A 13,405-nucleotide genomic window follows, 5' to 3' on the forward strand; every position below is an offset into this window, starting at 1 on the left:
CGGATCGCATCGGAACTGATCGAAAGTGATCAGCTTCGGTCCGTCCGGGCACTATTTAAAGCAGGGGCGCTACGCGCGTAGATGGCCCCTTTTCCAAGGAGAGTGCGCCATCGACGCGTCCAGCAGCCCTCCCCTCACCGCGCAGTCGACAGCGGTCGAGCTGGCGGGGATCACCAAGCGGTTCCCGGGTGTGGTGGCCAACCACGACATCCATCTGAGTGTCCGCAAAGGGACGGTCCACGCCCTCGTCGGCGAGAACGGTGCCGGCAAGTCGACGCTGATGAAGATCCTCTACGGCATGCAGAAGCCGGACGAGGGGACGATCGCCGTCGACGGTGAGCAGGTCAGCTTCTCGTCGCCCGCCGACGCCATCACGCGCGGCATCGGCATGGTCCACCAGCACTTCATGCTCGCCGACAACCTCACCGTCCTGGAGAACGTCGTCCTGGGCAGCGAGAAGCTGTACGGCATCGGCGGCGGCGCCCGTAAGAAGATCAAGGAGATCTCGGACCGGTACGGGCTGAACGTCCGCCCGGACGTGCTCGTCGAGAGCCTCGGCGTCGCCGAGCGCCAGCGCGTCGAGATCCTCAAGGTCCTCTTCCGCGGCGCCCGCACCCTGATCCTGGACGAGCCCACTGCCGTACTGGTGCCGCAGGAGGTCGACGCGCTCTTCGACAACCTGCGCGAGCTCAAGTCCGAGGGCCTGGCCGTCATCTTCATCTCGCACAAGCTGGGCGAGGTCCTGTCGGTCGCCGACGAGATCACGGTCATCCGGCGCGGTACGACGGTCGGTACCGCCGTTCCGGCCGAGACCACCCCCCGCCAGCTCGCCGAGATGATGGTCGGCAGTGAGCTGCCGACCCCGGAGACCGCCGAGTCGACCGTCACGGACAAGCCGGTGATCGAGGTCGAGGGCCTCACCGCCTACGCCGAGGGCGGCGCCTCCCTCGGCGAGCTCGCCGAGCCGACGGGCGCGGGTCTGGTCACGGAAGCCAAGGCCGAGACCGCCGCCGCGGTGCGACGCGTTCTCGACGACGTCACCTTCACCATCCACGCGGGCGAGGTCATGGGCATCGCGGGTGTCGAGGGCAACGGCCAGACCGAGCTCATCGACGCGCTGATCGGCCTCAAGCACGCCGACGCGGGCTCCGTCTCCTTCCTCGGCGAGGAGATCACCGGCTGGCCCACCCGCAAGCGCCGCGAGCAGGGCATCGGCTACATCCCCGAGGACCGTCACCGCCACGGCCTGCTGCTGGAGTCCTCGCTCTGGGAGAACCGCATCCTCGGCCATGTCACCGAGCGCCCCAACGCCAAGGGCTTCTGGCTCGACATCAAGGGCGCCCAGGAGGACACCCGGCGGATCGTCGAGGAGTACGACGTCCGCACCCCCGGCATCGACGTCACCGCCGCCTCTCTCTCCGGCGGCAACCAGCAGAAGCTGATCGTCGGCCGCGAGATGAGCCACAAGCCGCGCTTCCTGATCGCCGCCCACCCCACCCGCGGTGTGGACGTCGGCGCGCAGGCCGCGATCTGGGACCAGATCCGCGAGGCCCGCCGCGAAGGCCTGGCCGTACTGCTGATCTCGGCCGACCTGGACGAGCTGATCGGCCTGTCCGACACCCTCAGGGTGATCTACAACGGCAGGCTCGTGGCGGACGCCGACCCGGCGACCGTCACCCCGGAGGAACTCGGCTCGGCCATGACCGGCGCCGCCTCCGGACACCTGGAGCACGTAGCGGAAAGCGCCGCCCCGGAGGACGAGGCCCGATGAAGAAGTTCGACAAGGAGCGCGTGCTCCTCGCGGTGGCCGGCCCGGTCATCGCGCTCGTCACGGCGATCGCACTGACCTCGGTCGTGCTGCTCGCCTCGGGCAAGAGCGCGTTCGAGCCGTACTCCCTGATGCTTCAGCAGGCGACGTACTCCGACACCCAGGTACTGATCGTCAACCAGGCGTCGCTGTACTACATCGCGGCACTCGGTGTGGCCATCGGCTTCCGCATGAACCTGTTCAACATCGGTGTGGACGGTCAGTACCGCCTCGGCGCGATGATGACCGCGGTGGTCGGCGCGCACCTCGCGCTGCCGTCCTTCCTGCAGATCCCCGTGCTGATGATCGTCGCCATGTGCACGGGCGCCTTCTGGGCCGGCATCGCGGGCCTCCTGAAGGTCACCCGCGGAGTGAGCGAGGTCGTCGCGACGATCATGCTCAACGCGATCGCCACCAGCCTCATCGGCTACCTCACCGCGGAGAACATCTGGGGTGTGCAGGTCGGCAACAACAACACGACCGGCATCATGAAGAAGTCCGGCTGGTTCCCCGGCATCAACCTGGGCTCGGACGTCGGCGAGATCTACGGCATGGTCTTCCTCGCGGTCCTCCTGGGCGTCCTGTACTGGCTCGTCCTCAACCGCACCCGCTTCGGCTTCGACCTGCGCGCCACCGGCGCCTCCGAGGAGGCCGCCGCCGCCTCCGGTGTCGACGCCAAGCGGATGGTGCTCACCGCGATGCTGATCTCCGGCGCGATCGCCGGTCTCTCCGGGCTGCCGCTTCTCCTCGGCGACGCCCACACCTACAGCCTGAGCTTCCCCGCCGGCCTCGGCTTCACCGCCATCGGCATCGCGCTGCTCGGCCGCAACAACCCGGGCGGCATCGCCCTCGCCGCACTCCTGTGGGCCTTCCTCGACAAGGCGTCCCCGGCTCTCGACTACGCGACCCCGGTGGCGTACGAGAAGGAGATCGCCACGATCATGCAGGGCCTGATCGTCTTCGCGGTCGTCATCTCGTACGAGGCCGTACGTGTCTGGGGCCTGCGTCGCCAGCAGAAGCGGGTCGGCGAGGAACTGGCCGCCGCGGCCGCCGCCAACAACAACTCCCCGAAGGAGGTGGCTGCCCGATGAGCACCGCGACCGTCGCCAAGCCGCAGGCGCAGCAGCCCGGCAAGGGCAGCCGCCGAATGTCCCTACCGGTACTCCTGCTCGTCATCGCGGGTGTACTGATCCTGACCTCGATCGTCCGCCTGATCACCGGCGCCGAGGGCATCACCTCCACCGGACAGATGTCCACGGCGCTGCGCCTCGCGGTGCCGATCGGCCTCGCGGGTCTCGGCGGTCTGTGGGCCGAGCGCGCGGGCGTCGTCAACATCGGCCTCGAGGGCATGATGATCCTCGGCACCTGGTTCGGCGCCTGGGCGGGCTACCAGTGGGGCCCGTGGACCGGTGTCGCCTTCGGCATCATCGGCGGCTGCCTCGGCGGCATCCTGCACGCCATCGCCACCGTGACCTTCAACGTCAACCACATCGTCTCCGGTGTGGCCATCAACATCCTGGCGCTCGGCACCACCCGCTACCTCTCCAAGTTCACCTTCGAGGACGCGCCGCAGGGCTCCTCCAAGCAGTCCCCGCCGATCGACTCGCTCGGCACCTTCGACATCCCAGGGCTCTCGAGCTGGCTGTCCACCATCAACGGGAAGCACTGGTTCCTGGTCTCGGACATCGCGGGCCTGCTCGGCGGACTGGTCACCGACCTGTCGCCGCTCACCCTCGTCGCGGTGGCCCTCGTCCCGGCGACCTGGTGGGTGCTGTGGCGCACGGCCTTCGGCCTGCGCCTGCGTTCCTGCGGTGAGAACCCGGTGGCCGCCGAGTCCCTCGGCGTCAACGTCTACAAGTACAAGTACATCGCCGTGATCATCTCGGGTGGCTTCGCCGGCCTCGGCGGCGCCTTCCTGTCCATCGTGGCGTCCAACGTCTACCTCGACGGTCAGACGGCCGGGCGCGGCTACATCGGTCTCGCCGCGATGATCTTCGGTAACTGGATGCCGGGCGGCCTCGCCCTCGGCGCGGGCCTGTTCGGCTACACCGACAGCCTCAACCTGCGCGGCGGCGGCACCAACGTGCACGCGCTGATCCTGCTCCTCGCGATCCTGCTGGTGTTCGCCGTGGCCTACCTGGCCTGGAAGAAGCGGGTCGTGCCCGCGGTCGTCACCGCCGTGGTCTCGGCGCTGATGTTCGTCTGGTACCTCGCCACCGACGAGGTCCCGCAGCAGTTCGTGAGCGCCACTCCGTACGTCGTGACCCTGCTCGTGCTCTCGCTGTCCGCCCAGCATCTGCGGATGCCGAAGGCGGACGGCCTGCCGTACCGGAGAGGACAGGGCAAGTGACCTCCCCGGAGGCCGGATCCGCGGCGCCCGGATCTCAGGAAGCCGGATCCGCGGACGCCGACTGGGAGGCCCTGCGGGAGCTCGCGCGGGACGCCATGTCCCGTGCCTACGCCCCCTATTCGGGGTTCCCGGTGGGTGTCGCGGCGCTCGTCGACGACGGCCGGACCGTCACCGGCTGCAACGTCGAGAACGCCTCGTACGGGCTCGGGCTGTGCGCCGAGTGCGGTCTCGTCTCCCAGCTGCAGAACAGCGGGGGCGGCCGGCTGACGCACTTCACCTGCGTCGACGGGCGGGGCGAGATCCTCGTGCCGTGCGGCCGCTGCCGCCAGCTGCTGTACGAGTTCGGCGGCCCCGACCTGCTCGTGGAGACGCCGGCCGGGATCCTGCCGCTCTCCGAGATGCTGCCGCAGGCCTTCGGGCCGGAGAATCTCACCAAGTAACGCCTCCGCGGCCCCTCCCGACGACCGGACGACCGGGTCGGGAGGGGCCGCGGATGTTCGGAAGTCTTCGGAAGGAAAGTCATGGCCATGGACGCCGTCTCCGTCATCCGCACCAAGCGGGACCGCGGTGAGCTCAGCGACCCGCAGATCGACTGGGTCATCGACGCGTACACCCGCGGCGAGGTCGCCGACTACCAGATGGCCGCCCTCAACATGGCGATCCTGCTCAACGGCATGAACCGCCGCGAGATCGCCCGCTGGACCGCCGCGATGATCGCGTCGGGCGAGCGCATGGAGTTCTCCTCGCTGTCCCGTCCGACCGCCGACAAGCACTCCACGGGCGGCGTCGGTGACAAGATCACGCTCCCGCTGGCTCCGCTGGTCGCGGCCTGCGGTGCCGCGGTGCCGCAGCTGTCCGGGCGCGGCCTCGGCCACACCGGCGGCACGCTCGACAAGCTGGAGTCGATCCCCGGCTGGCGGGCCCTGCTCTCCAACGAGGAGATGCTGCACGTCCTCGACACCACGGGCGCGGTCATCTGCGCGGCGGGCGACGGTCTGGCCCCCGCGGACAAGAAGCTCTATGCCCTCCGTGACGTCACGGGCACGGTGGAGGCGATCCCGCTGATCGCGTCCTCGATCATGTCGAAGAAGATCGCCGAGGGTACGGGCTCGCTGGTGCTCGACGTGAAGGTGGGCACCGGCGCCTTCATGAAGACCATCGAGGACGCCCGGGAACTGGCCTCCACGATGGTCGGCCTGGGCACCGACCACGGGGTGCGCACGGTCGCGCTGCTGACCGACATGTCGACCCCGCTGGGCCTGACGGCCGGCAACGCGCTCGAGGTACGGGAGTCCGTCGAGGTACTGGCCGGCGGCGGCCCCTCGGACGTCGTCGAACTCACCATCGCCCTGGCGCGCGAGATGCTGGACGCGGCGGGCGTGAAGGACGCGGACCCGGCGAAGGCCCTCGCCGACGGATCCGCGATGGACGTCTGGCGCCGCATGATCGCCGCGCAGGGCGGTGACCCGGACGCCGAACTCCCCACCTCGCGCGAGCAGCACGTGGTGACGGCGGCGTCCTCGGGCGTGCTGACCCGCCTCGACGCGTACGACATCGGCATCGCCGCCTGGCGGCTGGGTGCCGGGCGTGCTCGCAAGGAGGACCCGGTGCAGGCGGCCGCCGGCGTCGAGCTGCACGCCAAGCCCGGTGACACCGTCACCGCGGGCCAGCCCCTGCTGACCCTCCACACCGACACCCCCGAGCGCTTCGCGTACGCGCTGGAGTCGGTCGAGGGTTCGTACGACATCGGGGCCCCGGGCACGGAGTTCAAGGCGAACCCGATCGTGCTGGACCGGATCGCCTGACGTTTCGTCGCAACACGTCTCAGGAGGGGCCGGCGCCGGGTGCGCCGGCCCCTCTTCGTCTGCGATCCGGCCCCGTTCGGTGCGCGCACCTCTGGCCGGTGCGGGCGAGGGGGACGGTGCGGGTGGTGGTGGGGCGGGGCCGTGCCGGTACGTCGAGCCCGTCGCCGCTGGATCAGGCGTTGGCCGGGTGGGGGCCGTTGTTCGATCCGGGCGTAAGCGACGGGCTGCGACGTACCGGCACGGCCCCTCGCGTGCGTCGCCGGGTGCGGGTGCGAGTGCGGGTGCGGGCGGCGGCCGGGGTGGTGGGGCGGGGTCGTGCCGGTACGTCGAGCCCGTCGCCGCTGGATCAGGCGTGGGCCGGGTGGGGGGCCGTTGTTCGATCCGGGCGTAAGCGACGGGCTGCGACGTACCGGCACGGCCCCTCGCGTGCGTCGCCGGGTGCGGGGAATGGGGGGTGCCGGGCATCGTCGGCGTGTGCGTCAGCCGAGCGTGGTCGCGATCACCACGAGGGCCGGGACGGACAGGATCGTCGACAGCAGGATCGACTCGCGGGCGAGTGTCTCGCCGACGCGGTAGCGCGAGGCGTAGGTGAAGAGGTTCTGGGCGGCGGGCAGTGCCGAGGTGACCACGACGTCGAGCAGGGGCGCGCCGTGCAGCCCGAACACGCCGGCCGCGAGCGCCCAGGCCACCGCGGGCTGGCCGACCGCCTTCAGCGCGACGGACAGCAGCACCGGGTGCCGGTCCGCGCCACGGCCGGGCAGCGTGCTGCCGCACAGCGAGATGCCGAACGCCAGCAGCACCGCGGGCACCGACATGTTCCCGATCAGGGTGAGCGGGTCCATGACCGGCCCCGGCACCCCCAGACCGCTCGCCGACACGGCGACCCCGGCGAGCGAGCCGACGGCGATGGGATTGCGCAGGGGGGTGACGAGCCGCAGCCACACCGAACCCTTCTCGCCCGGCCCCGACAGGTCCAGGACGGTCAGCGCGACCGGCGTGACCACGATCTGCTGGAACAGCAGGACCGGCGCGACCAGCGACGCGTCACCGAGCACGTACACCGCGATCGGGATGCCGAGGTTGCCCGAGTTGACATAGCTGGAGCACAGCGCGCCGATCGTCGTCCGGCCCACACCCCAGCCGCGTACGGCGCCCACCACGACGAAGGCGCCGGCCGCCGCGGCGGTGCTCATGGCGGTGACCAGCAGCCGGCTGGAGAAGATCACCGAAAGGTCGGCGCGGGCGAGCGTGGTGAACAGCAGCGCGGGTGAGGCCACATGGAAGGCGAGTTTGGTCAGCACCTCCCGGCCGTTCTCCCCGAGGTAGCCCCGGCGGCCGATCAGCCAGCCGACGCCGATGACGACGGCGATCACCGCGAACCCGGTCAACACCCCCTGCACGGCTCCCCCTTGTGGGACGGGAGGTGGCCTGGCGGACGGTCGGGCGCGGGTTCGTGGGGCATACACCCAACCCTCCGGGGAAGGGCGGGCGCGGGTCAATGTGATCCTTATGGCACGCGGCCGGGCGTGGGCGGCCGTGAGGCCCCGATGAGTTCGGGCCCTCCGGCCGGTCTACCGACCGTGGACGCCATGACACCCGCCGTACTCGTGCTGCCCGCGCCCGTCACCCGCGACGAGGTGCCGCGGCTCTGTGACGACGTGCGCGCGCGGCTGGCGGCGACGGGCGGCGGAGTGGTCGTCTGTGACGTCGCCGGGCTCGGGCCGCCCGGACTCGCCACCGTCGACGCCCTGGCCAGGATGGAACTCGCCGCCCGCCGGGCCGGCGGACGCATACGTCTGCGCGATCCGGCCCCGCCGCTGCGCGCCCTCCTCGATCTAGTGGGCCTCCGCTTCGAGCTGGAGGGGCAGTCCGAAGAGCGGGAACCAGCGCTCGGTGTCGAGGAAGCAGTGGAACCCGGTGATCCGGCCGTCTGAGATCTCCAGGGCCTGGATCGCCCAGGCCCCGAAGCCGCCCTTCTCCGGGTCCGGTTTGTAGTGCGCGAAGCCCGGCAGGCCGTTCACCGAGACCGGGAGCAGGCGCGAACCCGCGCAGGAGGCGCCGAGCGTCGTCATGAAGCCCGTGATGTCGCCGGGGCCGCGCAGCCACAGGTCGAACGGCGGCATCGTCATGATCGCGTCCTCGTGGAGCAGCGCGGTCAGGGCCGTCATGTCATAGCCCTCGAACGCGGCGACATAGCGCTCCAGGAGCTTCTGCTGCTCCTCGTCGAGCGGGTCGCAGACGGCGCCCGCGGTGCCCTCCCGCTCCGCGAGGGTGGCGCGGGCCCGCTGCAGCGCGCTGTTGACCGAGGCGACCGTGGTGCCCAGCAGCTCGGCGACCTCGCTCGCCTTCCACGCGAGGACCTCGCGCAGGATGAGCACGGCCCGCTGCTTGGGCGGCAACTGCTGGAGGGCGGCCATGAACGCGAGCCGCACCGACTCCTTGGCCACCGCCGCCTCGGCCGGGTCGCTGATGGTGGGCAGCACACGCGCGTCGGGCACCGGCTCCAGCCAGGTGTTGTCCGGGCGCGGGGTGAGTGCCGCCTGGGCGAGCGGGGAGGGGCCGGTGAGATCCATGGGCCGGGCCCTTCTGTTGCCGGCGTTCAGCATGTCCAGGCACACGTTCGTGGCGATCCGGTACAGCCAGGAGCGTATCGACGAGCGGCCCTCGAACTTGTCGTAGCTCCGCCAGGCGCGGACCATCGTGTCCTGCACCGCGTCCTCCGCCTCGAAGGAGGAGCCGAGCATCCGGTAGCAGTATCCGGTCAGCTCGACCCGGTGCTTCTCCAGCCGGACGTCCAGGTCTGTCGTCGTCGCCGTGCCCTCGCTCATGGCCAACCCACCCCTGTGGCTGTTCCCGTCGCGCCGCCGCTTCGCTGCGCCGGCACCTCGGAAGCTACCGCAGCCCACTGACAATGGCCCACGAAGTGGGAAAAGGAGCAGGCCGGACCGGTTGCCCCGGGACCTGAACGGACGTCCACGCCCTTCGCCCACGCGTTCGACGATGCCGCGCCGGACGTCCTCCGGCGAGCCGGCTCAGTGGGCCAGGACCGGCTTGTGGGCCGCCTGGACCCGCGCCGCGTGCGAGCCGAAGAGGGTGATCGACACGACGCCGAGCACCGCGAGCAGCCCGAGCGCCACCGTGCCGGCCCAGCCCCCCGCGTGGAAGGCGACGGCGCCGAGGGTGCTGCCGGCGCTGGAGCCGATGTAGTAGGCGGACTGGTAGAGGGCGGACGCCTGGGCGCGGCCTTCCTTGGCGGTGTGGCTCACGGACGAGGAGGCCACCGCGTGGCCCGCGAAGAAGCCCGCGGTGATCAGGACCAGGCCGAGCAGGACCAGCGGGAGGGAGTCGGCCAGCGAGAGGAGGAGCCCGGCGGTGGTCGTACCGCCCGCCAGGTAGAGGGAGCCGCGCCGGCCCAGGCGGTCGACCAGTCGGCCCGCCGTCGACGCCGACACCGTACCGACCAGGTAGACCAGGAAGATGGAGCCGATGACGCCCTGGGGGAGCGAGAACGGGGCGTCGGTCAGGCGGTAGCCGATCACCGTGTAGACCCCGCCGAAGACCATCATGAACAGCGCGCCGATCGCGTACAGCCGGCACAGCAGCGGGTTGGCGAGGTGGTCGCGGACCGTGCGGAGCAGCGCCCGCGGCCGCGGCGAGCCCGGTGTGAAGTGCCGGGGTGCGGGCAGCAGCAGCCGGAAGGCCACCGCGCACGCCACCGCGATCACGCCGATCGTCGCGACGGCGATCCGCCAGCCCCATTCCTGCGCGACCCAGCCGGTGATGACCCGTCCGCTCATCCCGCCGACACTGTTGCCCGCCACGAAGAGGCCGATCGCCGTGATCAGGGCCTTGGGACGGACCTCCTCCGCCAGGTACGCCGTCGCCGACGCGGGCAGCCCCGCCAGCGCCGCGCCCTGCACCGCGCGCAGCGCGACCAGCGCGCCGATCGACGGCGCGAAGGGCACGAGCAGCCCGACCGCCACCGCGACCACCAGCGACGCCGTCATCAACGTACGCCGTCCGTAGCGCTCCGAGAGCGCGCTCATCGGGAGGACGAAGAGCGCGAGGCCGCCCGTCGCGGCCGACACCGTCCAGCTCGCCTGGCTCGCGGTCACGCCGAGGTCCGTGGAGATGAGCGGGAGGAGGGCCTGCGTGGAGTAGAGGAGCGCGAAGGTCGCGACACCGGCGAGGAAGAGGGCGAAGCTCATCCGGCGGTAGCCGGGCCCGCCCGGGGCCAGACGGGAGTCGGCGGACGCGGGGACGGCGGCTGCGGCGGCGTCCACGGTGGTGGACGCCCCGGTACTGGCGGAAGGCATGCTTCGAACGTAAGGTCCCGACATTCATCCGTCCAATGCATGGAATCGCCATAATCGTTCCCATGGCGCATCAGCAGAGGTCACAGGGTCACCTGTCACCGTCCAGTGACACAGAAGACATCGTCGCTGTCCTCGTCCCGCGGCTCGCGCACTTCGCCGGGGTCGCCCGCACCGAGCACGTGACGAGGGCCGCGCAGGAGATGGGGGTCCCGCAGTCGACCCTGTCGCGGGCCATGGTCCGGCTCGAACAGGACCTGGGCGTCGACCTGTTCGCGCGCCGTGGCCGTACGGTCGCCCTCACCCCCGCCGGCCGCACGTTCCTCTCGTCCGTCGAACGGGCCCTCGCCGAGATCGGGCGCGCCGCCGACGAGGTGCGCGCGGACGCCGACCCGGCCACCGGCAAGGTCGCCTTCGGCTTCCTGCACACGATGGGTTCGGAGACCGTCCCCGGGCTCATCCGGGCCTTCCGCGCCGACCACCCCCGGGTCCGCTTCAGCCTCGTCCAGAACTACGGCGAGGCGATGCTGGAGCGACTGCGCTCGGGCGAGCTGGACCTGTGCCTCACCTCACCCGTGCCCGACGCGCCCGACCTGGTCGGCCGCCTCCTCGACGAGCAGAAGCTGCGGCTCGTCGTCCCCGCCGACCACCGGCTCGCCGGCCGCCGGCGGGTCCGGCTGGCCGAGGCCGCCGACGAGACCTTCGTGACCCTCGAACCCGGCTACGGCATGCGGCGCATCGCCGACGACCTCTGCCAGGAGGCGGGATTCAAGCCGCGGATCGCCTTCGAGGGCGAGGAGACCGAGACGCTCCGTGGTCTCGTCGCCGCCGGTCTCGGCGTCGCCCTGCTGCCGCCACCGGCCGTGCCCCGCCCCGGAGTCGTCGAACTGACGGTCACCGCTCCGCGCGCGGTCCGCGAGATCGGGGTGGCGTGGCTGGACGGCCACCCCGACACCCCGCCCGTGGCGGCCTTCAAGAAGTTCCTGCTGTCACGACGGGGCCGCCTGCTCCCGGACCAGGGGTACGGGGAGCACCGGGAGCAGCCCTCCAGGGCGCGGGACGGCCGTCAGTGACGCAGCGCCTTCCCGAAGCCCGAGGCGAGCGGCATCCGCAGGCCCAGCGGCGGTGGCGCCGCGAGCGCGTCCTCCAGCGGGCGCGACAGCCCGCGCCCGAACAGCGCCCCCATCACGAAGTCCTCGGCCAGCGCGTGGACTTCGGACCGGTGCTGGTGCAACCCGTGCCCGTCGGAGTGGACCTCGAAGCGGCAGACGTCCCGGTTGGACTTCTTGGCGCGGGCGGCGAGCCGGAAGGACAGCTCCGGGTCGGTGCGCTCGTCGTTGGTGCCGTGCACGATCAGCACGCGCCGCCCGGTGAGCTGCTTCACCGGTTCGGGTGGCGCCGCCACGTCCTCCTCGGGCAGCCAGGGTGCCAGCGCCAGCACGGAGTTGACGGCGGTGTGACCGGCCGCGCGCAGCGCCGCCCGGCCTCCCATGTCGACCCCGGCGAGGCAGACGGGAACGTCGCCGTAACGGCGTACGACCTCGTCGGCCGCCCAGGACGCGTCGCCCGCGAGATGTGCCTCGCTGCCGTTCCAGCCGCGGAAGCGGTAGTGCACGACATGGGCGGCCAGCCCCTCCGTCTGTCCCGCGCGCGTGAGGCGGCGGCCCAACGCGCGTACGGAGGCGGTCGCCCACATCGGGGAAGGCCGGCGGCCGGAGGTCTCGTCGCCGCCCGGGAGCAGCAGGACCACTCCGCTGACCGCGGTCGGCTCCGGGCCCAGTGCCCTCCCCAGCCGGGCGCTGCGTACCGGCGTCGCTTGCTGTGCCATGACAGAACAGTGTCAGAAGTGACGGTGTACGCCACCCGTCCGCCGGGTCACCGTTACATATCGACGGATCGGGACGACGGAACATCTACGCGCGTAGGGGCTACAGTGCGCGAATGACGAGCCAGATCCGGAACACCCCGAGCTCGGAACAGATCCGCCGGGCGCCCAAGGTCCTGCTGCACGATCACCTCGACGGGGGCCTGCGCCCCGGGACGATCGTCGAACTCGCCCGGGAGAGCGGCTATTCCGGGCTCCCCGAGACCGACCCCGGCAAACTCGGCGTCTGGTTCAGGGAGGCCGCCGACTCCGGCTCCCTCGAGCGGTACCTGGAGACCTTCGCGCACACCTGCGCCGTCATGCAGACCCGTGAGGCGCTGGTGCGGGTCGCGGCCGAGTGCGCCGAGGACCTCGCCGCGGACGGGGTCGTCTACGCCGAGGTGCGTTACGCCCCCGAGCAGCATCTGGAGCGCGGGCTCACCCTCGAAGAGGTCGTGGAGGCGGTCAACGAGGGCTTCCGGGAGGGCGAGCGCCTGGCGCGGGAGAACGGTCACCGCATCCGGGTGGGCGCGCTGCTCACCGCGATGCGGCACGCGGCCCGGTCCCTGGAGATCGCCGAACTGGCCAACCGCTACCGGGACTCGGGTGTCGTCGGCTTCGACATCGCGGGGGCCGAGGCCGGCTTCCCGCCCACCCGGCACCTCGACGCGTTCGAGTACCTCAAGCGCGAGAACAACCACTTCACCATCCACGCGGGCGAGGCCTTCGGGCTGCCGTCCATCTGGCAGGCGCTCCAGTGGTGCGGCGCGGACCGGCTCGGCCACGGCGTCCGGATCATCGACGACATCGAGGTCGCGGAGGACGGCACGGTGACGCTCGGGCGCCTCGCGTCGTACGTCCGTGACAAGCGCGTCCCGTTGGAGCTGTGCCCCAGCTCCAACCTCCAGACCGGGGCCGCCGACTCCTACGCGGAGCACCCGATCGGGTTGTTGCGGCGGTTGCACTTCCGGGCCACGGTGAACACGGACAACCGGCTCATGTCCGGGACGAGCATGAGCCGCGAATTCGAGCACCTTGTCGACGCGTTCGGTTATTCACTCGACGATCTCCAGTGGTTCTCGGTCAATGCTATGAAGTCAGCATTCATTCCTTTCGATGAACGCCTTGCGATGATCAATGACGTGATCAAGCCGGGGTATGCCGAGCTGAAGGCCGAATGGCTGTTCCAGCAGACTGCTTCCACCAGGGGTTCCTTGGAGAATCAGGCCTGATCGGTGTGGCGGGGGACGGTCGGGTCTTCACGCG

General features: G+C 71.1%; 12 protein-coding genes. 8 read left to right on the forward strand and 4 right to left on the reverse strand.

Going from position 1 to position 13,405, the window contains the following annotated elements:
* Nucleotides 1-109 precede the first annotated feature (109 nt).
* The 5 genes from HEP85_RS24750 to HEP85_RS24770 all read left to right on the forward strand — a co-directional run bounded on the left by HEP85_RS24750 (nucleotide 110) and on the right by HEP85_RS24770 (nucleotide 5,962).
* The gene (locus HEP85_RS24750; RefSeq protein WP_168533987.1) at nucleotides 110-1,771 is read left to right on the forward strand and encodes an ABC transporter ATP-binding protein; all 1,662 of its coding nucleotides are present in this window, start codon (nucleotides 110-112) and stop codon (nucleotides 1,769-1,771) included.
* A complete protein-coding gene (locus tag HEP85_RS24755) occupies nucleotides 1,768-2,898 on the forward strand; it encodes an ABC transporter permease (protein ID WP_168529885.1) in 1,131 nt (376 codons plus the stop codon). Before HEP85_RS24750 ends, HEP85_RS24755 begins: the two co-directional genes overlap by 4 nt.
* Nucleotides 2,895-4,157, forward strand: coding sequence for an ABC transporter permease (locus HEP85_RS24760; RefSeq protein ID WP_168529886.1), 1,263 nt, complete (start codon nucleotides 2,895-2,897; stop codon nucleotides 4,155-4,157). Before HEP85_RS24755 ends, HEP85_RS24760 begins: the two co-directional genes overlap by 4 nt.
* Complete coding sequence (locus HEP85_RS24765) at nucleotides 4,154-4,597, forward strand: cytidine deaminase (protein WP_168529887.1); 444 nt, start codon at nucleotides 4,154-4,156, stop codon at nucleotides 4,595-4,597. Before HEP85_RS24760 ends, HEP85_RS24765 begins: the two co-directional genes overlap by 4 nt.
* An 81-nt stretch (nucleotides 4,598-4,678) precedes the next feature.
* A complete protein-coding gene (locus tag HEP85_RS24770) occupies nucleotides 4,679-5,962 on the forward strand; it encodes a thymidine phosphorylase (protein WP_168529888.1) in 1,284 nt (427 codons plus the stop codon).
* 479 nt (nucleotides 5,963-6,441) lie between these two features.
* Here HEP85_RS24770 and HEP85_RS24775 read toward each other — a convergent pair whose 3' ends face one another.
* Entirely contained in the window at nucleotides 6,442-7,362 is a 921-nt protein-coding gene (locus tag HEP85_RS24775; protein ID WP_168529889.1) for an AEC family transporter, read from the reverse strand.
* A 147-nt stretch (nucleotides 7,363-7,509) separates the two neighbouring features.
* On the opposite strand from HEP85_RS24775, the gene HEP85_RS24780 reads away from it, so the two are divergent.
* Nucleotides 7,510-7,896: an STAS domain-containing protein gene (locus HEP85_RS24780; RefSeq protein ID WP_168529890.1), complete on the forward strand. Its 387-nt coding sequence runs from the start codon at nucleotides 7,510-7,512 to the stop codon at nucleotides 7,894-7,896.
* Here HEP85_RS24780 and HEP85_RS24785 read toward each other — a convergent pair.
* Both HEP85_RS24785 and HEP85_RS24790 read right to left on the reverse strand, forming a co-directional pair.
* Nucleotides 7,798-8,790, reverse strand: a complete 993-nt coding sequence (locus tag HEP85_RS24785) for a sigma-70 family RNA polymerase sigma factor (RefSeq protein WP_168529891.1) — start codon at nucleotides 8,788-8,790, stop codon at nucleotides 7,798-7,800. The two genes, HEP85_RS24780 and HEP85_RS24785, sit on opposite strands and share 99 nt — an antisense overlap.
* A gap of 204 nt (nucleotides 8,791-8,994) precedes the next feature.
* The gene (locus HEP85_RS24790; RefSeq protein ID WP_168529892.1) at nucleotides 8,995-10,278 is read right to left on the reverse strand and encodes an MFS transporter; all 1,284 of its coding nucleotides are present in this window, start codon (nucleotides 10,276-10,278) and stop codon (nucleotides 8,995-8,997) included.
* A 62-nt stretch (nucleotides 10,279-10,340) separates the two neighbouring features.
* Here HEP85_RS24790 and HEP85_RS24795 point away from each other — a divergent pair, with 62 nt between their 5' ends.
* Nucleotides 10,341-11,348 (forward strand): LysR family transcriptional regulator, encoded by a 1,008-nt coding sequence (locus tag HEP85_RS24795; RefSeq protein ID WP_168529893.1) that lies wholly within the window; start codon nucleotides 10,341-10,343, stop codon nucleotides 11,346-11,348.
* On the opposite strand, the gene HEP85_RS24800 is transcribed toward HEP85_RS24795, so the two are convergent.
* Nucleotides 11,342-12,103 carry a S9 family peptidase gene (locus tag HEP85_RS24800; RefSeq protein ID WP_168529894.1) on the reverse strand — a complete coding sequence of 254 codons (762 nt, stop codon included), beginning with the start codon at nucleotides 12,101-12,103 and terminating at the stop codon, nucleotides 11,342-11,344. The genes HEP85_RS24795 and HEP85_RS24800 overlap by 7 nt on opposite strands.
* Nucleotides 12,104-12,216: 113 nt before the next feature.
* Between HEP85_RS24800 and HEP85_RS24805 the strand changes: the two genes are divergently transcribed.
* Complete coding sequence (locus HEP85_RS24805; RefSeq protein ID WP_168529895.1) at nucleotides 12,217-13,371, forward strand: adenosine deaminase; 1,155 nt, start codon at nucleotides 12,217-12,219, stop codon at nucleotides 13,369-13,371.
* Nucleotides 13,372-13,405 lie beyond the last annotated feature (34 nt).

The sequence above is a fragment of the Streptomyces sp. RPA4-2 genome (assembly GCF_012273515.2).
GTDB classification, from domain to species: Bacteria; Actinomycetota; Actinomycetes; order Streptomycetales; family Streptomycetaceae; genus Streptomyces; species Streptomyces kaempferi.

Excerpts from the sequence above, each read along its gene's own strand:
- HEP85_RS24755 (WP_168529885.1), top strand. The coding sequence starts at position 1,768 with ATGAAGAAGTTCGACAAGGAGCGCGTGCTCCTCGCGGTGGCCGGCCCG.
- HEP85_RS24760 (WP_168529886.1), top strand. The coding sequence starts at position 2,895 with ATGAGCACCGCGACCGTCGCCAAGCCGCAGGCGCAGCAGCCCGGCAAG.
- HEP85_RS24770 (WP_168529888.1), top strand. The coding sequence starts at position 4,679 with ATGGCCATGGACGCCGTCTCCGTCATCCGCACCAAGCGGGACCGCGGT.
- HEP85_RS24780 (WP_168529890.1), top strand. The coding sequence starts at position 7,510 with ATGAGTTCGGGCCCTCCGGCCGGTCTACCGACCGTGGACGCCATGACA.
- HEP85_RS24785 (WP_168529891.1), bottom strand. The coding sequence starts at position 8,790 with ATGAGCGAGGGCACGGCGACGACGACAGACCTGGACGTCCGGCTGGAG.
- HEP85_RS24790 (WP_168529892.1), bottom strand. The coding sequence starts at position 10,278 with ATGCCTTCCGCCAGTACCGGGGCGTCCACCACCGTGGACGCCGCCGCA.
- HEP85_RS24795 (WP_168529893.1), top strand. The coding sequence starts at position 10,341 with ATGGCGCATCAGCAGAGGTCACAGGGTCACCTGTCACCGTCCAGTGAC.
- HEP85_RS24800 (WP_168529894.1), bottom strand. The coding sequence starts at position 12,103 with ATGGCACAGCAAGCGACGCCGGTACGCAGCGCCCGGCTGGGGAGGGCA.
- HEP85_RS24805 (WP_168529895.1), top strand. The coding sequence starts at position 12,217 with ATGACGAGCCAGATCCGGAACACCCCGAGCTCGGAACAGATCCGCCGG.